This is a genomic window from Alicyclobacillus sendaiensis NBRC 100866, from assembly GCF_001552675.1.
Lineage (GTDB): Bacteria > Bacillota > Bacilli > Alicyclobacillales > Alicyclobacillaceae > Alicyclobacillus > Alicyclobacillus sendaiensis.
This window is the reverse complement of the sequence record NZ_BCRQ01000055.1, coordinates 1-18,885: the sequence shown is the minus strand read 5'-3', so window position 1 is coordinate 18,885 and position 18,885 is coordinate 1. Positions and strand designations below refer to the sequence as shown.

Genomic DNA, 18,885 nt, shown 5'->3' with positions numbered 1-18,885 from the left:
CCAAGGCCATCTGAATCGTGTGTCCGCCTCGCCCCTCCTCTGGCGCCGAGGCGATTACACCATGCCCGCTGCTTCCTGTAGCTCCATCGCGTGCATCAGGTTGGCGAAAATCTGCACCGTGGTGACGGCTCCCACACCGCCCGGGGTCGGCGTGTAGGCCCTCGTCTTGGCCGCCGCTTCTGGGGCGAGATCGCCCTGCACATCCCCGTTTTCTGCCTGGGAAATGCCCACATCGACGACCGTCAGATGCTCGTGGACCATGTCCGGTCCGAGGAGCCCGCCCTTTCCCACCGCGACGATGGCGATCTCGCTCTCGCGCAGGTGCGCGCGCACGTCGCGCGTGTGCTCGTGGCACGCCGCCACCGTCGCGCCTTCCGCGATCAGCAGGTGAAGCAGCGGCATGCCGACGGTCTGGCCGCAGCCGACGAGCGTCACGTCGGCGCCTTTGAGATCGTAGCCGTAGTGTTTGAGCAGGCGGATGCAGGCGAGCGGCGTCGCGGGGTAGAGGGCGGCCTCCGGCGTCGGTTTGGCGAACGAGTGGCACGGCGACAGACCGTCGACGTCCTTCAGCGCGTGAATCGCGCCCACCACACGCTGCACGTCGACGCCCTGCGCGAGCGGCATCTCGATCATGATGCCGTGAACGGACGGATCGTCGTTCAGCGCCTGAATTTCGCGCACAATGGCTTCCGTGTTGCTCTCTTGAGGCATCTCGATCACGTCGCACTGGATACCGAGCCGCTCCGCGATGCGCTTCTTTTGGTTGGCGTACACGCTCGCGGCGTGATCGTCATTGGCGAGCAGGGTGACGAGTTTCGGCTGCACGCCGCGGGACTTCCAGGTATCCACGTTCTTCTTCACATCATGGGACAAGGCCTTGGCGACGGGACGGCCAAGCAAGGGTTTCGCCATGGCGGACAACCTCCCGAAATCAGGATCGGCAAGGAGCGAGATGTTTAGCCGACGTTTGGCGCCTTTCGAACATGCAAAAGACCGCCTGGGTGTGTCGGGCCCAGGCGGTCGGCGGATATCGCTGTGCTCCCTCGTGGTGCTCCACGCTAAGCCGCCAGTCGCACAGCGGAACGGATTCGATTGTGACTGTGAATCAAGGCTCAGACGAGCCGGCAACGAGAAGCGCCGCGGATGCGGCGGTTCCACTGAGAATATAGCAGGAGGAAACGAGGTTCGCAAGGGCGTATGGGGCGAACGCTGCCCGTGCCACATTGCTCGAACGTGCCGTCGGCGAGATTGCGGCGCGCATCGCGCACTGCCTGCTTCATCGGCTTCGTGGTGATCACGGCGCAGATCTGCATCCTGCTGAAGCCAACGTGGATCCCTCAGTCGGGGAAGGCATCGGAGGTCGCCTGACGTGGGGGAGAGATCTTCAGGCCACGGAGGGGTGGCTCACCCGCATCTCGCGGCCCCGGCCGGCGCCTCGCCCAACCGGGGCGCGATACGTGTTTGTAGGTAGAAAGCTATCCCCGCATCAGGACGCGGGCGGCGCCGGCTGGTTGGAACCGTACGCGACGTTGAATCCGTCGGTGTCGGAATCAGGTGCGGAGGGCACCGAGACCACCGCGTTGTTCTGAACCATGTAGCCGCCGTCGGATATGGTAAGACCTGGGTTGCCGCCGTTCACGGTGCCGGGATCGAACGTGGTCTCGCCGTAGTTCGCGAGGGTGGCGATCCGTCCGCCAATCTCAGGCGCCTCCTGGATCCATTCGGCGGAGGAGGCGGGGCCCGAGTACGACTGCGTGGTGGTAAACGTCTCATTGCGCGTGACGTCGGTCAGGGTGATGGTCCAGGTCCCGTTGCCGTTGTTGTGAATGTGCGCGCTCATGTGGTCGCCCGGCGCGATGGTCATGGACAGGATGACGGTTTCGGGCGCGGGGAGGATCTCCCACCAGGCGTCGTATTGCGCGTGGCCGTTCACATAGTCCTGCTCGGTGCCCGTCTGGATGAGATCGCTGTTGTTAAAACCATCAATACCAATCCAGCTGGATGAGTACGTATTTTTCTTCGACGGGCTGACGGCGGGCACAATCCAGTTGCCCGTGATGTCGTTGTACGTGCTGCCGGTGATCGCGTACCCGGACCAGTTGGAGGCGGACCAGCCGAAGCTCGCCGCCCGGATGCTGTTCGGTTTTGGTGCCGTGTTTGGTGAGAGCGCTTGCCGCGGCGCGTGATAGATGGCGGGTGTGGCGGGCGCCGCCGCGAGGTGTGGCCACGCCGCGAGGGCCCCAGCCGCGGCAAGCGACGCGGTGACCCAAACGGGCGCTTTCCATGCCGTGGTGCGAGTCATGCACAGATCCCCCTTTTGAATGGCACAAAGTGAAGGGAGCGAACCTCGCTCAGCTCGCTCCCTAACCCATATTCAAAATCGTCTGTCCGAAATCCTCTGGACGGCCCTGCCATGCCATCATCAGTTGGCGGGCATGCGGCGAAGATGAGGACGCCGGCGATGACGCATGGGAGGACATGAACCTACCTCTTCAACCTTTATTTTCTTTTGTTTACCATATGTCAGCAGATAGGTCAACGCAGGGGGCACCGCAAATCGAGCGGGTGGGGTATGATCGTGGCGATAGAGCAGAGTCCCAGAGGGATGAAACACGTGTTTCACTACGAAGGCAGATGGACAGGTGGTCGAGCGGGCAGCGGGGAAATCCAGGTTTGCGGCCTGCAAGCGACCGTGACAAGACCAACGCTTGCCTGGTAACGTATCCATCCCTGTGGGACCTGAAGTGCTCGTCAACGACGGGCGCGAGTGCTCGCACAGCGGAAGGACGCGATGGGATAGCTCAGGGGTCCATTTTCGGAAAGCGTCCGCCCATCACACATCAAGGAGGACTCATCCATGCAGGACATCTCCGGTTACACGCGCGGGCTCGCCTTCGCCAGCATGCGCAGGTTCGCCGATCTCGTCGCAGGCCATCCGGACGCCATCATCCTCACCATTGGCCAGCCTCATTTCCCGACACCTGCGCACATCGCGGAAGCGGCCAAGCGGGCCATTGACGACGGCTTCACGTCGTACACGCCAAATCGCGGCATCCGCCCGCTGCGGGAAGCGGCCTCGGCGTACTACGAGCGCTTCACCGGGCATCGGTACGATCCCGACCGGGAGGTGCTCGTCACCGTGGGGACCACGCACGCCATCGACATCGCCGTGCGGGCGCTCCTCGCGCCAGGCGACGAGGTCGTCATTCCGGCGCCTGCATATCCTGGCTACGAGGGCGCCGTGCGCTTGGCGGGCGGCCATCCCGTCTTTGTCGACACGCGGTCCACGGGTTTCCTGTTGACCCCAGACGCGCTCGCGCGGGCCATCACGCCGCGGACGAAACTGGTCATTCTCGCGTCGCCCGCGAATCCCACGGGCGCGGTGTACAGCGAAGACGAGCTCTCGGCGCTCGCGCGGATCTGCGTCGAGCGAGACCTGTACGTGTTGTCAGACGAAATTTATGCCGAGCTTCAATTCGACGGATCGCCGGTGAGCGCGTCTCGCATGGTGGGAATGCGCGAACGTACGGTGGTCCTGCACGGGCTTTCCAAATCACACGCCATGACGGGCTGGCGAATCGGATTTGCCTTCGCGCCAGAGCCCATTGCGGCGGAGATGGCGAAGGCCGCGCAGTTCAGCGTGAGCTGTCCGTCGAGCATCAGCCAGATGGCGGCCCTCGAAGCGCTGACGAACGGCCACGAGGACAGCCAGCCGATGCGAGAGGCGTATCGCGCGAATCGCGATCTCGCCGTCGAGGCGCTGCAAAGCATGGGCGTTCCGGTGGTGAAGCCCGCCGGCGCGTTTTACGTCTTCCCCGAGTTGCCCAAAGCGCTTGGCATGACGTCGGATGCGTTCTGCGAGGCGCTCGCGCGGGAGGCGCATGTGGCGCTGGTCTCCGGGTCGTGCTTCACGCGCTACGGCGAGGGGTACGTGCGCGTTTCGCTTGCGTGCTCCGAAAACGCGCTGCAGGAAGCGCTCGAGCGGATGGCGCGGTTTGTGGCGCGCCGCCGGCAGGGGTGACGGACACGGTCGAGGAGGGCACGTGGTGGCGATCCGTCGATGCGGTTCGCTGTCAGCCTGCGTCAAATGGCTTACGCAGGCAAGCCCACCCACCCATGTTGAGCGCCGGCTGTATTCCTTCTGTCATCGTCGCGGCGTGCTGCGCGGGCGGGATCGCATGAAGCGCGCGCCAAACGCTCACATTATGTGCGAACCCGTCCGCTGGAGGCGATGGCATGCGTACCAAATCGAGGCGTACCCGTGTCGCCGTCGGCGCCGTGCTGTTTGCGCTGATTGCGGTCATTCTCTTGCTGTTTCGCGTGCACCGCTATTTCATCATGCAGTGGCTCTGACCGCGTCACGCCTCGTACCGCCGCTCGGCGAAATACGGGACGAGCACGCGCAGCGCCACGTCGATGCACCGCTCGTCGGGGAGCATCTTCGCGTGATGCAGGCCGTAGGGCGTGGCCGCGCCGAGCCAGAACAGAAAACCCGGGATTTCCCGCAGAAAGTAGCCAAAATCCTCGCCGGTCATGGCCGGCGGGACTTCCTGGACCTCGGCGAGCCCCGCTTCCTCGACAAACCGCATGAAGCGCCGAGTGAGGACCTCATCGTTGTACACCTGGTAGTAGTTCGCCCCGTAGTCGATCTCGGCTTGGCAGTTGAACATCCGCTCGATTCCCGCCACCACCGCCTCAATCCGGTTCTTCAAGCGCGGCATGGTCGCGGCGTTCAGCGCCCGAATCGTCCCCTCGAGGCGGGCGCGCTCCGCGATGATGTTCATCTTCGTGCCCGACTCCAACCGCCCCACGGTGATGACCGCGCTGTCCAAGGGGTCCACGTTGCGCGCCACGATGGTCTGCAGCGCCGTCACGAGGTGCGCGCCAGCCACCACCATGTCGTTGGCCCGATGCGGATACGCGGCGTGGCCGCCCTGGCCGACGAGATCGACAAACAGCTCAGACGTGTTGGCAAACAGGACGCCGGGGCGGATGCCGATCTCGCCCACGGCCATGTCCGGCTGCACGTGCAGCGCGAAGATCATCTCCGGGCGCACGGACTGAAACGCCTCGCTCGCGAGCATGGGCTGTGCGCCGCCTGGCCCCTCTTCGGCGGGCTGAAAGACGAGGACGAGATCGTCCGGCGGTGGGTTGTGGGCGAAGTGCTGCGCGAGGCCGAGCGCGACGGCCATGTGCACGTCATGTCCGCACGCGTGCATCATGCCCGGGTGGCGCGACGCGAAAGGCACGCCCGTCTCCTCGGCCACCGGCAGCCCGTCCATGTCCGCGCGCCAGCCGACGCGCCGCTTCGGGCTGTGCCCCTTCACGAGGGCGATCACGCCGGTCTCCCACGTGCGAATCTCCAGGTGATCCTGCGGCAGCGCCTGCAGGTACGAGAGCACGAGCTTTTGCGTCTCAAACTCGCGAAACCCGGGCTCCGGGATTTGGTGCAGGGCGCGGCGCGCTTCGTACACATCCCATGCCATCACAGGCGCCTCAGCTCTTCCTTGATTTCAATCTTGCTCGCCTGCACGTCCTCAATCCGCTTGATGACCTTCGCCGGCACGCCGGCCACCACGGTTCCCGGCGGCACGTCTTCGATGACCACCGCGCCTGCCGCCACCACGGACCCCTTGCCGACGCGCACGCCTTCGAGGATGACCGCATTGGCGCCCACGAGCACGTTGTCCTCGATGACCACCGGTTTGGCGGACGGTGGCTCAATGACGCCGGCCAACACTGCGCCCGCGCCAATGTGGCAGTTGGCGCCCACCGTGGCGCGCCCGCCGAGCACGGCGCCCATGTCGATCATCGTCCCAGGCCCAACCTCCGCGCCGATGTTGAGGATGGCGCCCATCATAATGACGGCGTTTTCGCCGATTTTCACCTTGTCGCGGATGATGGCCCCAGGCTCGATGCGCGCCGGGATGTCCTTCAGGTCCAGGAGCGGAATGGCGCTGTTTCGCCGATCCGCCTCCACTTCATAGTCCTCAATGAGTTCGCGGTTTTGCTGCAGAAACGCCTGCACGTCGCTCCACTCGCCAAACACCACGCCGGACGTCGGCCCGACAAACGGCCGCAGGCCCTCAGGGAACGAGATGCGGTCAAGCTTGCCGCGCAAATAAACCTTCACGGGCGTCTTCTTCTTGCTTTCCGAAATATAGCGAATGATCTCTTCAGCCGTCTGCATCGGTCTGATTCCTCTCCGTGTTCGAATTGGCGCGCCGCGCTGCCGCCTGCGCGCGAGGGCGTTGTGATATGATGGCTTCAGAAGAAAGGGAGGATGTTCCATGAGCACGCACATCGGCGCGAAGCCGGGCGAGATCGCCGAGCGCATCCTGCTTCCGGGCGATCCGCTTCGGGCCAAGTATATCGCGAACACCTACCTCGAGGGTAGCGTCTGCTACAACGAGGTGCGCGGCATGTTCGGCTTCACGGGCCGCTACAAGGGTGTGCCCGTCTCCGTCCAGGGCACGGGCATGGGCGTGCCGTCCATCGGCATTTACGCGCGCGAGCTCCTCGCGGACTACGGCGCAAAGACGCTCATCCGCGTCGGCACCTGCGGCGCCATCCGCCCGGAGGTGCGCGTCCGCGACGTCATTCTCGCGATGAGTGCCTCCACCAACAGTTCGCCGAATCGGCTGCGCTTCGGTCACGTGCAGTATGCGCCCACCGCGAACTTCGATCTCCTGCGGACCGCCTACGAGATTGCCCAGGGGCGGAGCATGTCGGTCCACGTTGGATCCGTCATGACAACGGATCTATTTTACGCCGATGGAACGGCGGATTTGGAGCGTTGGGCGAAATTCGGTATGCTAGCGGTGGAGATGGAGAGCGCAGAACTTTTCACCCTGGCCGCCCAGTTTGGCGCGCGGGCCCTGTCGATTCTGACGGTGAGCGATCACGTCCTCACCGGCGAGGAGACGACCGCAAAGGAGCGGGAGCGGTCGTTTGGCGATATGGTCGAGATCGCGCTGGAGACGGCCATCCGGTTCTAGGCCTCGGCTGGGAACACCATCTCCGAGAGGCCCCGTGGCTCGCATAGACGGCCAACTCAGCCGGAACACTGAGTGGGGGCAAGAGAAAGAGAATTCACGTGTGGAGCAGGAAAGGGTGTTCTTACATGCAGGTCGGCCTCATTGGTCTTGGCAAGATGGGCCACAACCTGGCGCTCAACATGATGGACCACGGGCATCAGGTCGTGGCGTACGATTTGCATAAGCCGGCGGTCGACGCCGTCGCGAAGGAAGGCGCGACGCCGGCCACGTCTGTTTCCGACCTCGTGTCGAAGCTCACGCCGCCGCGCATCGTCTGGCTGATGGTCCCCCACGGCAAGCCGGTGGACAACCTCATCGACCAGCTGAAGCCGCTGTTGCAGTCGGGCGACATCATCATTGAGGGCGGGAATTCGCACTACAAGGACAGCATTCGCCACGCCGAGGACCTGAAGAAGCTCGGCATTCACTTCTTCGACGTCGGCACCTCGGGCGGCATGGAGGGGGCGCGCCACGGCGCCTGCTACATGATTGGCGGAGATCCGGAGGTCTTCAAGACCATCGAGCCGCTGTTCCGTGACACCGCCGTTCCAAACGGCTACGTGTACACGGGGCGCGCTGGCAGCGGACATTTCGCGAAGATGGTGCACAACGGCATCGAGTACGGCATGATGGCGGCCATCGGCGAGGGGTTCGAGGTGCTGGAGAAGGGGCCGTTCGATTACGATTTTGCCGAGATCGCGCGCTGCTGGTCGAACGGTTCGGTCATTCGCGGCTGGCTGATGGAACTTGCGGAGAAGTCGTTCCGCGAGGACCCGCGCCTGGATAAAATCAAGGGCGTCGTGCACGCCTCGGGCGAGGGACAGTGGACGGTGCAGGAGGCCCTAGAGGTCCAGGCGGCCGTACCCGTCATTGCCACGTCTGTGATGATGCGGTATCGTTCGATGCAGGATGACTCGTTCAGCGGCAAGGTGCAGGCGGCGCTTCGCAACGAGTTTGGCGGTCACGCGGTCGAGCACGCGTGATGGCGCACGAGGCGGTGGCGGCGCCACCGCCTTTTCCGTGAGAGGAGGCAGAGTGTGCCGAAGCGGACCACCATTCAGGACGTCGCGCGAGCGGCCGGGGTCTCGGTCACCACGGTGTCGCGGTACTTGAATGGGCGCTACGATTCCATGAGCGAGAAAACGCGAGAGAAGATTGCCGCGGTCATTGCGGAACTGGGCTATCGGCCGAACGCGCTCGCCAAGGGGCTCAAGGCGCAGCGCACGGAGACCGTGGGCGCCATCGTGGTGAATATGAGCTATCCGTTTTGCGTGGGGTTTCTGCGCGCATTCTCGCGGACGCTTGGGGAAGCCGGCTATCACCTGATGGTGGCCGAGTCCGAAGGCGACGCGAGGCGGGAGCGGCAGCTCATCGAGTCGTTTGTCGCTAACCGCGTGGAGGCCATCGCGCTGCAGACGAGCGGGGACAACAACGACTATCTGGCGGATTTGGCGCGCGAGATGCCCGTGGTGTTGGTGGACCGCGCCTTTGCCATCCCCAACGCGTACGCCATCGGCACCAACAACCGCGACGTTTCGCGCGAGATGGCGTGGCAGCTGTTCGATCTCGGCTACCACTGGGTGGTGTATCTGACGGAGGACGCGCGCGGGATTCCGACGCGGACGGATCGCCTGGAAGGCTATTTGGAGGCATGCCGCGTGGCTCTGCGGGAGCCCGTGGTGATGCGCGTGCGGCGCGGCGATCCGGCTTCGTTTCGCAAAGCGCTCGCGCATGTGGCCGCTTGCGCGTGCAAGGCGCGTACCGCCGTGTACACCGCGAATGGCCTCGTCCTGATGGAGTGTTATCGGTCGCTTCGGGCGCTCGGATATCAGGTGCCAGACCAACTCGGCATCGCGACCTTTGACGAGCCGGACTGGGCCGATCTCGTCGATCCGCCCTTGACCTGTGTGCGCCAGCCCGTGGAGCAGATGGGCGAAACGGCGGGGCAGATCATCACCGCGCGCCTGCGGGGGGAAGAGGTAGCTTCGGGCATCCTCGTCGTGCCGTCGTCTGTGGTGATGGGGGGGTCGACGGCGCGGGACTAGCGCGTTCGCGAGCGATTTAACTGGGCGAATGAAACCGTGGAACGATTTGTGCAAGTCCGTCAATGCGCCTGCTTGCGAGCAAGCTCTTCGATTTCTTGCTTCGGAAGACCCGTCATCTCGGCGATGTCCTCAATCTTCATACCCTTGCGAAGCATATTTCCGACAATCTCCATGTGCCCTTCCATGCGCCCCTCCATGCGCCCTTCTTCATACAGCTCTTCTGCCAACTTCGACACAGTTCTCAACTCCTTTCGCAGTTGCGTACGTTGCTCTTCCGTGAGTCCCTGATCACCGAGAACCAGAATCGCGCTCACGACCAAGTCGCGTTCCACCTCGTCGGGCACTTGGGGAACCAACTGGCGCACGCGTTCGAATGCCTTCACCTGATCATCCGTACGCATGTTGAGCGCCAAACCTAGCCGCAAGCGGTCTCCGGCTTCCCATTGTCCTTGGCGCAGGTGCTGTTCGACGTCGTCCAGTGCCTTCTCAGCTCTCATTTGTGCGAGAAATACATTCTCCACCCGATAGTGGGCTGTGCCAATGTCGAGGCTATGGGGTGCGCTCGCAACGCTTGCATGATACAAAACCACCGTGCGAATTCTGGCACGGTGCTCATTGGCCAACCGGGCATCGTATTCCAAGAAGCGATGTAAAGTCGCCTCGCGTTTCGTCTGAAATTCAAGATGAAACAAATCCCCGTTCGCCATTCGCCGGACGCGGTCAACCCGCAAGGTGTTGGCGGGTAGCTCCGTTGGCAACGGCTCGGTAAGCTCGACGCCGGAGACGCCAAACGCGTCTAAGGCGCCGCCCGATAGCGAGCGGGTGAGGGCTTTCATCAACGTATCCTGAGTGGGCATCCGTTCACCTCTTGTCTATCAGTATATGGGATTGACGGTGTTCCGACAATCGGTTGCAGGTGCTTTCTACATAAGCTATAGGCTCGTCGTCATCATGCGGCGGACCATCATCAAGCCCGTCGGGTGCGCGAGTTCCGTGGCAAGCCTCACGCGTCCCTTTCGCTCTAGTGACAGCCATCATTGACCCGCCTGGGCTTGGCATACGGCGACGCATCCTGCGTTTCCCTTCGCTCGCGTGCCGCCCGTCGCATGCATCACGCGCGGCGCACAGCCTCGAGCGTTTCGCGAGCCTGCGCCACGTGGCGCTGCTCATGATAGCCGACAAACTCGAGCCACTCGCGCAGCGACAACTCGCCGAACACCGGATGGGGTACCGGCGCTCCCAGGCGCTCCAACTCTTCAGGGTCACCCACCGCTCTCGCAGCTTCCATCAGCGTCCGGCGGGCTTCCGCCAGCGCTTGGCGCAAGGCATCGCGCGACTTCGGTTCGTCCGACGGGCGGATGAATTCGGGCGCTTCAATCTTCACCGTGCGATCCGCCGCGCGCTCCACGCCTTTCCGCGCCCCGGTGTAGGGTCGGCGATCCTTGGCGGCGCGGCGGAAGACGGGGATGATGGACATGTCAGTCTTCCAAATGTGCTCCATCACTTGGGCCACGCTCCACCGCCCAGGTCCCGGCGATGCGTTGAACTCGTCATCCGAGACGCTGTCGATCACGGCCAGCGTCTCGCGGTGCGTTGACTCGACGAATGCAAAGCTGTCCATTGTCACCGTATCGGCCTCCTTGCCTTCGCGTGCGAAGAAGATCGGTTCCGCCCTTTCGGGCCTGCCAAACCGATGCTGAAATCGCTCTCATCCTGCTGACGGAACTTTCCGACATGCTTCTAATTGACCTTAACGCTACCACAACCTGTCTCGCCATCTCAACTTCCTGGGAGGCGTGTGAGGTTCAACCCCTTCGGGCAGGCCGATTTCCGAAGATAAGAAGCCTCCGCCATGCTCCCGAGCGTTTCAGCTGCGCTTTGACGCCGCTGAACCGGCAACAGCGCGCTCCGCTCTTCTTGATGGCATCCTCCGTTCCGTGCGACACGCGGTATGCCACGGCGAGCCAGAATTCATCTCGACATGTGAAGATAGATAACACAAAACCTTCTGAAGGGTACAACGATGCGATACAATGTCGGCGAGAAACGCTCTTTCAGGGAGGGATGTCGGTCATGTACACGCGGGAAGCGTTGGTTGAGTTGGTCCGGCAAGCGAAGCAGGAAAGAAAATTGACGTGGGGCGAGATCGCGCAACACGTCGGCGTACCGGAGATTCACTGCACCGCGGCGCTCTTGGGGCAGGGAACGTTGAAGCCCCACCAGGCCGAGCGCGCCGCCCAACTCCTCGGCCTCCCGGCGGAAGTGGCGGAGGCGTTGACGCTCCCGCCCTACCGAGGCGGTGTATCGATGCCGCCGACCGATCCGGTCCTGTATCGGCTGTACGAGATCATCCTGGTGTACGGGCCCGCCTTCAAGGAAATCGTGCATGAAAAGTTCGGCGACGGCATCATGAGCGCGATTGACTTTGAAATGCACGTCGAGCGCGAACCGGATCCCCATGGCGATCGCGTCCGCGTCACGATGAGCGGCAAGTACCTGCCGTATCGCACGTTCTGAACCGGGACATCCTCCGTGCGCCCACACGAGCGACGGCCGGCATGCTCCGCGAGACGCCATCGATCGACGCCCTTCTTGTGCGTTGATTGACAGAAGATTTATGATCATCAGCAAGGGCTTTCGGATGGAGGCGCGGGTCGTGACGGGCTGGATTGCGGAAGTGAACGCGTGGTGTCATGACCAGCTCACGCCGGATCAACGCGAGTTCTTGCTAAGTCAGAAGGCTCACGTGACGCTTCATGTGGAGGGGCTCGGCGACGTACGCTTCGTCCACGGATCGCCGAGAAGTGACGAGGAGGCCATTCGGCGGGACACGCCGGAAGCGGAGATCTTGCCGATGGTGGCGCATGTGCGCGAGCCCATCATCGTCTGTGGGCACACGCACATTCAGTTTGACCGGATGGTGGCCGGCAAGCGCGTCGTGAACGCGGGCAGCGTCGGGCTTCCGAGCGCGGCGCGGGGCGCGTGCTGGGCGCTCATCAGCTCCGAGATCGAATTGCGGGAGACGCTGTACGACTTCGAGCGTGCCGCAGCGGAGATCCGGAAGTCGGGCGCTCCCAAGGCGGGAGAGTTTGCGGATCACATTTTGAATCCGCCCGTCGCGGGGCCTTAGGCTTTGTGCCCGCCGATGGCACGGCCTGAGACTCTGTCCTGCCACGGGGCGACCGAGGTTTTGCAGCCCCTGGCCCCGTGGCATCACATGACATGTGTCGCTCGTCCGCATGGACCGCTCGCGTCATCGTTCGCGGTCACGCGCGAAGCTTCTCGACGAGTTGTCGCCAGGTGGCGTACCGCCGCTCGAGATCTGCGCGCTTAGCCGCCTGCGCCTGCGGCCCCGGCGTCACAGCGAGCGGCGGCAGGTCTACGCCTACGCGCCTCCCTGCCATCATTGCGGCACCATAGGCGGCGCCGTCCGCGTCGGCCTGTCGCCAAACGGGGACGGGCATAAGCGCCGCGGCTGACTCGGCAATCCAGAGCTGTTCAAACAGCCGGCCCGCGAGCATCACGCCGCGCGCTCCCTCGGCGAGATCGAGCATCTCCTCGACGAGCCAGCGCGTGTGAAACAGCACCCCTTCCACCGCCGCGCGCACCACGTGCGCCGGGCCGTGGTGCAGGCGAAGGCCCACCCAAGCCGCCGACATGCGCTCGTCCCAAAATGGCGCGCGCTCGCCCGCCACGTACGGCAGCGCGAGGAGATGATCCACCGGAACCTCGCCTGCCGCAGCAAGCAGTTGCTCAATCTGCCCCGGGTGGCCCAACAGCGTCTGCACGAGCCAGTCGATGACAATCCCGCCCGCATTGCTCGGCGCGCCGAGCACGTATTCGCCTTCGCCGAGGGCGTAGCAGAACGTGCGCAGGTTCGCATTCGTCACGGGTCTGCGGCTCGCGGCCCGCACGGCGAGGCTCGTGCCGACGGTCGCCAAGAGCATCTCGCGCTCCTTGGCGCCCGAGGCCAGGGTGGCCAGCACGCCGTCGGATCCACCGATGACCGCCTGTGCGCCTTCCGCGAGCGGCAGGCGGGGGGCGAGGCTCGAGGACGCAAGCGGCTGGCTCCAGTCGGCCGGCACCACGCGGCTCAGCTGATCCTCGCGGACGCCTGCGAACTCGAGTGCAGCCTGGTCCCAGTGCAGCCTCTGCACGTCGAACAGGCCTGTGGCCGAGGCCATGGCCGGATCGCACACCCACTCCCCAAACAGATGGTGCCACACGTACTCCTTCAGAGAAACAAAGCGGCGCGCCTTCGCAAACACCTCCGGCATCTGCTCGCGCAGCCATGCCAGTTTGCACACGGGCGCCATGGCGTGAATGGGGGTGCCCGTGCGCGCATAGAGCCGCGGGCCATCCTCCGACGCCCAAAGCGCCTGCGCCACCTCCGCGGGCCGCGCGTCCATCCACGTCATGGCCGGCATGAGCGGCTCACCGCGATGGGTGAGCGCCACAAGGCTGTGCATCGCCGCCGACATGCCGAGGGCGGCGATGCGCAAACCCATGCGGGCAATGTGGCCCGCCACTTCGCCGAGCACCGAGACGGCCAGCTCGACGACGTCGTCCGGGTTCTGCACCGCGCGCCCGTCTGGGCCGGTCTCGGTCTTCACGACAGCCGAACGGCTGGCGACAAGCTCGCCAGCCGGTGTATACGCAACCGCCTTGATGGACGTGGTCCCGAGGTCCACGCCCACGATACAGGTCTCTGGGTTCACGGATGTCACACCTTCGGATCCGGAATCGGCTCAATCTTACCGAGCATGAACACGTAGAACAAGATGCCAAGCAGGAGAACCACGCCCGCGATGACAAACGCGGATTCGAACGATCCCGTCCTTTGCACCACGAATCCCGTGACGATGGGCGCCACGATGCTCATCAGGTTGTTGACGAAGTTCATGATGCTTCCCACCAGTCCCACGGTGCCCTTCGGCGCAATGAGGGACGGGATGCTCCAGCCGACCGGCGCCGAAAACGCGAGCCCGCCAAGGGCAATGGCGATGAAGATGACCGCCGTGTTCGGGTCGCGCGTGAACGCAGCCGGGATCACAGCGAGGCCGAAGATCATGCCGACGACGAGCACGGTCTTGCGGACGCGCGTGACGTCGTGCCCGCGCTGAATCAGGCGATCCACGAGCCATCCGCCGATGAGAAGATCGGTGATGGTGGCGACGAGCCACGGCCCGGCGGTGTACCATCCGGATTTCAGCACGGTCATGTGCATCTCTTTCACCAAGTAGCTCGGCAGCCACGTGAGGAAGAGATAGAACGAGTAACCGTAGGCGGCAAAGCCAAGTGTGAGCCCCCAGACCTTGCGTTGGCGCAGCAAGTAGGCGAGGCTCTTGCCGATTCCCGCCTCCGCCTCGCCGGCCTGCTGCGCGCCGCCCTCGCGCAAAAGCGCCTCTTCCTCCGGGGAGAGCCGGGCTTCGTGCGGATCGCGATAAAACGCCCAGTACAGCGCGGCGTAGACGAGGCTCAACGCGCCGGTGAACCAGAAGCCGCCTTTCCAGCCCCAACTGGTGACGGCCCACGCGACGAGCGGTGTGCCGATCACGTTGGAAAACTTGGCCGCCGCGTCAAACAGCGAGGTGGCCACGCCGCGTTCGCGCACGGGGAACCAGTAGCCCGTCGCCTTCGATGCGGCGGGAAAGGCGGGCGCCTCCGCGATGCCGAGCAGCACGCGCGACAGGATGATGAGGCCCATGCCGCTCACCACGGCGGTCATGAACGTGGCGATGGACCACAGGATGGTCGCGATCCGGTTGAGCCACTTGACGCCGATTTTGTCGAGCAAGGCGCCGACTGGAATCTGAAATGCCGCGTACGACCACCCAAAGGCGGACAGGATGATGCCCATCTGCGCGTCTGAGAGATGGTAGAAGTTCGAGATGGGCGTGGCTGCGACCGACAGGTTGGTGCGGTCGAAGTAGTTGATGAGCACGCCGAGGCCAATGAGGAGGCCAATCCACCAACGCTTCACAACAATCCCCCTTCAAAACGTTCGAATGACTGCTGCCAGTGCCATGCCCCTCGCGGGCGAGGGAGCGCAGGGCAGGAGCGAGAGGAAGAAAACGATTTACGAAATCGATATACGTAAGATACACGAAAGCGCTTCACAGAGCAAGGGGTGCGTTTGGGTGCGGCCCCTCGCGTTGCGACAGGGCCAAGAAGACCTGCGGAAATCTGCGAACCGGGCTATGAAAAATTCACTTGTGCAGTGACGGGTGGAAACCGGTTTGATAGGCTACAGGTGGGCACCACCTTGGGGGTCACTCCCTGCCCGCTCGCGAGACGGGAGGGGGTGAGGCCATGAAAGTGGCGGATGCCGTATCGCTGGCGATCCAATTTGGGTCGTTTGTGATCGCGCTCTTGTCACTCGTTGTGGCTCTGGTTCTTGCCTTGACGCGCAAGTGACCGCCCCCTAGGTATTCCGGCCTCGGGGCGGTCACTGCTCACAGCTATCACACCAGATAGCGACGGGCAGGGACACTGCCCAGGCGTCGGTGCCTGAGCGCCGGAGTCGCGACCTCCGGCGCTCTTTTCAGTTTAAGTGTACCATCTTGCGGATATTCGTCAATGTTCGGCCGGCCTTCACCAGGCCACCACGCGGCTTGGAGATGAGGCAGGATGGACCGGCGTGTCGCTCGCACGGCGCGGTATGTTGGGGCCGGAGGTCGGATGGAAAGGTTTGAGTGAGCAGGCCTGTTATCGCGCGACGATTCTGATATCATCGTGTTTGGAAATCATCACGTTGGGCATGGGAGGGACTATGCATGGCCATGGTCGCCGTCAGCATTTCGCCCATCGGCACGGGTGAGACGAGCGTGAGCCGGTTCGTGGCGGAAGCGCAGCGCGTGCTTGCGCGCCATCAGGAACTGACCTATCGCCTGGATCCGATGTTCACCACCATCGAGGGGGACTTGTCCCACATCTTTACGGCCATCCAGGAGATGCACGAGGCGCTCGTGGCCATGGGGGCGAAGCGGTTGTCGACGGTCATCAAGATTGACGATCGGCGCGACGTGCATCACTCGATGGACGACAAGGTCGCGGCGGTACTGAAGAAGTTGGATGATGAACCGGCGAGCTGCCACGCGCCGTGAAGGGGCTCGTGGCGGTTGCGGGACATCTTGCGCCAAGGGACCGTGGCTTCTGGCGGATAGCGGTCATGACGGAGCGCCGAGCCCAGCGGCGTTTGGTGAGCGACCATCCACCAGACCCTCCGCGGGATTGGGTTCAAAGCCGATGACAGGGCGCGTCAATCATGCGGGCCCCAGCTGAAGGGCGCGCTCGAGTCGGTCGCGCGAGTGGCTTGCGACCGTTCGCCACTTGCGAGTTCGATGTGGTACGCGTACGTGAGCACGCATTCCATCCATCGCCGAATCGCCTCGGACATCCAGCGCCCCTCTCGCCACGCGAGGAACGACGGGATCGCCAGGTCGTTCCAAGAAATCTGCACGAGTTTGCCCGCTTTCAGTTCTTCTCCGACTGCGATTTCAGGAAGCAGCGCGATGCCGAGGCCCGCCATCGCGCACTGCTTGACAGCCTCCACGCTCGAAAATTCCATGGAGCGATGAATACGGACACCCATGCGCACCAGTTGCTGCTCAAACACCTCGCGGTAACTCGTGCCGCCTTTCGAAGCTTCCACGAGCAACAACACAGAAGCTTCGAGGAGAGACACCGTGTCTCCTTTCAGGTCACCTGGTCTAAGTTTCGGGTGACCGACGAGCACGATGCGCTCGGGTGGCAAGGCTTTGAAGGCCAAACCAGGCGACGGAACTCCCTGTTCTAAGAGCAGCGCCACGTCGATCTCGCCGCGCGCGAGTGCCACCCGGTGCTCTGCGCAGCCGCCGGTTCGAAATTCAAGATGGACGTCAGGGTAGCACCGGTGAAACGCCGTGAGTGCGGGTGGTAGCCGATACGCAATCAAACTTTCTGGGGCCCCGACGATCAGCGTGCCGCTCGGCTGGCCGTCGCCCTTCGCGATGGACCGAAGTTCCGATTCTATCTGTAGAAGATCGTGAACCAAGGGCAGTGCTTTTCGTCCGATGTCGGTGAGTTGCACGCTGCGTCCAATACGATCAAACAGCGGCGCACCCAGTTCGTGTTCCAGCGCCTGAATCTGGGTTGAGACACTTGATTGCGCGTAGCTGAGCAGCGTGGATGCGCGTGTGAAACTCCGCTCACGAGCGACGACGGCGAAGGTGTGCAGCTGCTTGAAATCCATGGTATCCTCCATGACTCATCGGAATAATCGATGCGAATCATTCAATGTATCGTACGATACGATGCATTGCCTTCATTTACAATACAGGAAAGTCGTTCTTCATGCATGGGTCGAGCGCCATGGCTCACCAAGGTGGGAGGGATCTTTGTGCAACCGTCGGGTCCTGAACTTGTCAAGACTCTTACCCTTGGTCGCGGTGTTGCACTTGCGCTGGGCATCGTGATTGGGGCGGGTGTGCTCGTGCTCCCGGGGGAGGCCTATGCCCAGGCTGGAGATGCGTCCATCTATGCCTGGCTTCTGGATGCTGGACTGGTCATTCCGCTACTCTGGATTTTCTCGGAGCTCGGAGCCCGATACCCCTCCGCGGGTGGCGCCGCCGGCTTTGTGCGTTCGGCTTGTGGATTTAGGCTCGGGATCTTGGCCGAATGCCTGCTCATGGGCGCCTTCTTTCTTGGCATTCCCGCCATCGCGCTTTCCGGAGCCGACTACCTCGCCGCTCTCACGGGGTTACGCGGATGGAGGCCCGACGCATGCGCCGCCTTGCTCATCATGTTCGTGAGTGCCATGCATGCGTTTGGTGCCCGCGTTTCGGCAACTGCGCAACAGATACTGAGTTTTACGCTTGTTGGCGTTCTGGGCTTCATCGCCTGCGTGGGCCTGTTTGCGCACCCGAGGGCGGGGCTTCACGTGGCGCCTTTCAGCGATTGGTGCCGCAGTCTGTCCGTGATCGGCATGGTCTTCTTCGCGTACACGGGATGGGAAATGATTTCCTTCCTGGGAGAGGAGTTCAAGCGCCCAAAGCGGGACTTTCCTTTGACCATCGCGCTGAGCTATGTGGCCATCATCATCCTGTACATCGCGGTCGTGCTCGCTGTGCAGACGGATTTGTCTGCGCACGATCCCCGTACCAGCGTTGCACCCATGGCCGCGCTGCTCACACGTGTGACGGGCCCGGTCGCGGCGGATGGTGTGGCAATACTTGCGGTTGTCATCATCGTGGCGAACTTAAACGGGGCTATTTGGGCGGCGTCTCGTCTTATGTTTGCCGCGGCACGGGAAGGAACGCTGCCCAGGCGACTCGCCGTCTTAAGTCGGCGTGGCGTGCCATGGGTGGCTGTTGGAGTTTGCGCGTTCGTGTTTGTGGCCGTGATCGGCATGCATAGGGCGGGCTTGATTTCACAGTCCCTGATGTTTGCGTTGGCGGGCCAGAACTTCCTGTTGATTTACGGTCTGTGCGCCATCGCGTATATCCGGCAGTCTGCAGAGCGATGGCGCAAGGTCGTAGGATTCGCGGTCGGCATGATGTCTCTCGTGGTGCTTAGCTCGTTTGGCTGGAAGCTGGTTTACCCGTTGGCGATCGCGGCGGCGGCGCTTGCGGTTGCTCGGTTGCGCTCGAGCACAGGTAGAGTTGGATGAACGCTGTCACGGCGAGGTTCTCAGGAGGGCGGGCGCCGAGATTCCGGATGTCATGACGACGGAGGTTCCAGTCCACGGATGTCACAATGCGTTGAGGAGGGACGTCATCTATGTGTCGAGTGGGGGCAGTGCAAAGAGGGTGGTCATATCTCAT

General features: G+C 63.2%; 19 protein-coding genes, 1 pseudogene and 1 riboswitch. Of the genes and pseudogenes, 10 read left to right on the top strand and 10 right to left on the bottom strand.

Translation table 11 applies throughout. The features are described 5' to 3' along the window. Window positions 1-54: 54 nt before the first annotated feature. The 3 genes from AS26_RS10830 to AS26_RS10825 all read right to left on the bottom strand — a co-directional run bounded on the left by AS26_RS10830 (window position 55) and on the right by AS26_RS10825 (window position 2,302). Window positions 55-912, bottom strand: a complete 858-nt coding sequence (locus tag AS26_RS10830; RefSeq protein ID WP_062309394.1) for a bifunctional 5,10-methylenetetrahydrofolate dehydrogenase/5,10-methenyltetrahydrofolate cyclohydrolase — start codon at window positions 910-912, stop codon at window positions 55-57. Between the two features lie 91 nt (window positions 913-1,003). Continuing rightward, window positions 1,004-1,084: riboswitch (ZMP/ZTP riboswitch) on the bottom strand. Window positions 1,085-1,112: 28 nt separating this feature from the next. Then, window positions 1,113-1,298, bottom strand: a complete 186-nt coding sequence (locus tag AS26_RS14470) for a hypothetical protein (RefSeq protein ID WP_169793494.1) — start codon at window positions 1,296-1,298, stop codon at window positions 1,113-1,115. A gap of 188 nt (window positions 1,299-1,486) precedes the next feature. Next, on the bottom strand, window positions 1,487-2,302 hold the full coding sequence (locus tag AS26_RS10825) for a G1 family glutamic endopeptidase (protein ID WP_062309391.1): 816 nt from the start codon (window positions 2,300-2,302) through the stop codon (window positions 1,487-1,489). A gap of 555 nt (window positions 2,303-2,857) precedes the next feature. Here AS26_RS10825 and AS26_RS10820 point away from each other — a divergent pair. Next, on the top strand, window positions 2,858-4,021 hold the full coding sequence (locus tag AS26_RS10820) for an aminotransferase class I/II-fold pyridoxal phosphate-dependent enzyme (protein WP_062309389.1): 1,164 nt from the start codon (window positions 2,858-2,860) through the stop codon (window positions 4,019-4,021). 337 nt (window positions 4,022-4,358) lie between these two features. Here AS26_RS10820 and AS26_RS10815 read toward each other — a convergent pair whose 3' ends face one another. Together AS26_RS10815 and dapD are read right to left on the bottom strand one after the other, a co-directional pair. Continuing rightward, on the bottom strand, window positions 4,359-5,486 hold the full coding sequence (locus AS26_RS10815; RefSeq protein ID WP_062309387.1) for an N-acetyldiaminopimelate deacetylase: 1,128 nt from the start codon (window positions 5,484-5,486) through the stop codon (window positions 4,359-4,361). Further along, window positions 5,486-6,190, bottom strand: a complete 705-nt coding sequence (gene dapD, locus AS26_RS10810; RefSeq protein WP_062309385.1) for a 2,3,4,5-tetrahydropyridine-2,6-dicarboxylate N-acetyltransferase — start codon at window positions 6,188-6,190, stop codon at window positions 5,486-5,488. Before dapD ends, AS26_RS10815 begins: the two co-directional genes overlap by 1 nt. A 100-nt stretch (window positions 6,191-6,290) precedes the next feature. Here dapD and deoD point away from each other — a divergent pair, with 100 nt between their 5' ends. From deoD to AS26_RS10795, 4 genes and pseudogenes are all read left to right on the top strand, one after another. Beyond that, the gene (deoD, locus tag AS26_RS10805; protein ID WP_062309383.1) at window positions 6,291-6,998 is read left to right on the top strand and encodes a purine-nucleoside phosphorylase; all 708 of its coding nucleotides are present in this window, start codon (window positions 6,291-6,293) and stop codon (window positions 6,996-6,998) included. Window positions 6,999-7,123: 125 nt separating this feature from the next. Then, entirely contained in the window at window positions 7,124-8,020 is an 897-nt protein-coding gene (gnd, locus tag AS26_RS10800) for a phosphogluconate dehydrogenase (NAD(+)-dependent, decarboxylating) (protein ID WP_062309381.1), read from the top strand. A gap of 48 nt (window positions 8,021-8,068) precedes the next feature. Next, window positions 8,069-8,218 (top strand): annotated as a pseudogene (locus AS26_RS14870) (LacI family DNA-binding transcriptional regulator); the annotation flags it as partial. Between the two features lie 51 nt (window positions 8,219-8,269). Continuing rightward, window positions 8,270-9,082, top strand: a complete 813-nt coding sequence (locus AS26_RS10795; protein WP_281176961.1) for a substrate-binding domain-containing protein — start codon at window positions 8,270-8,272, stop codon at window positions 9,080-9,082. Window positions 9,083-9,141: 59 nt separating this feature from the next. Here AS26_RS10795 and AS26_RS10790 read toward each other — a convergent pair whose 3' ends face one another. Next, a complete protein-coding gene (locus tag AS26_RS10790; RefSeq protein WP_062309378.1) occupies window positions 9,142-9,939 on the bottom strand; it encodes an RpnC/YadD family protein in 798 nt (265 codons plus the stop codon). A gap of 254 nt (window positions 9,940-10,193) precedes the next feature. Further along, window positions 10,194-10,703 carry a DinB family protein gene (locus tag AS26_RS10785; RefSeq protein WP_062309398.1) on the bottom strand — a complete coding sequence of 170 codons (510 nt, stop codon included), beginning with the start codon at window positions 10,701-10,703 and terminating at the stop codon, window positions 10,194-10,196. Window positions 10,704-11,155: 452 nt separating this feature from the next. On the opposite strand from AS26_RS10785, the gene cynS reads away from it, so the two are divergent. Further along, window positions 11,156-11,599 carry a cyanase gene (cynS, locus tag AS26_RS10780; protein WP_062309396.1) on the top strand — a complete coding sequence of 148 codons (444 nt, stop codon included), beginning with the start codon at window positions 11,156-11,158 and terminating at the stop codon, window positions 11,597-11,599. A 100-nt stretch (window positions 11,600-11,699) separates the two neighbouring features. Next, window positions 11,700-12,212, top strand: a complete 513-nt coding sequence (locus AS26_RS10775) for a metallophosphoesterase family protein (protein ID WP_245629732.1) — start codon at window positions 11,700-11,702, stop codon at window positions 12,210-12,212. Window positions 12,213-12,348: 136 nt separating this feature from the next. On the opposite strand, the gene AS26_RS10770 is transcribed toward AS26_RS10775, so the two are convergent. Beyond that, window positions 12,349-13,800: a gluconokinase gene (locus AS26_RS10770; RefSeq protein ID WP_062309375.1), complete on the bottom strand. Its 1,452-nt coding sequence runs from the start codon at window positions 13,798-13,800 to the stop codon at window positions 12,349-12,351. 5 nt (window positions 13,801-13,805) lie between these two features. Beyond that, entirely contained in the window at window positions 13,806-15,065 is a 1,260-nt protein-coding gene (locus AS26_RS10765; protein ID WP_062309373.1) for an MFS transporter, read from the bottom strand. 329 nt (window positions 15,066-15,394) lie between these two features. Between AS26_RS10765 and AS26_RS14715 the strand changes: the two genes are divergently transcribed. Beyond that, the gene (locus AS26_RS14715; protein ID WP_245629731.1) at window positions 15,395-15,499 is read left to right on the top strand and encodes a putative holin-like toxin; all 105 of its coding nucleotides are present in this window, start codon (window positions 15,395-15,397) and stop codon (window positions 15,497-15,499) included. A gap of 359 nt (window positions 15,500-15,858) precedes the next feature. Next, entirely contained in the window at window positions 15,859-16,188 is a 330-nt protein-coding gene (locus tag AS26_RS10760) for an MTH1187 family thiamine-binding protein (protein ID WP_062309371.1), read from the top strand. A gap of 155 nt (window positions 16,189-16,343) precedes the next feature. Here AS26_RS10760 and AS26_RS10755 read toward each other — a convergent pair whose 3' ends face one another. After that, the gene (locus AS26_RS10755) at window positions 16,344-17,315 is read right to left on the bottom strand and encodes a LysR family transcriptional regulator (RefSeq protein ID WP_062309369.1); all 972 of its coding nucleotides are present in this window, start codon (window positions 17,313-17,315) and stop codon (window positions 16,344-16,346) included. 147 nt (window positions 17,316-17,462) lie between these two features. Between AS26_RS10755 and AS26_RS10750 the strand changes: the two genes are divergently transcribed. Beyond that, the gene (locus AS26_RS10750; RefSeq protein WP_062309366.1) at window positions 17,463-18,731 is read left to right on the top strand and encodes an APC family permease; all 1,269 of its coding nucleotides are present in this window, start codon (window positions 17,463-17,465) and stop codon (window positions 18,729-18,731) included. Window positions 18,732-18,885: the final 154 nt, after the last annotated feature.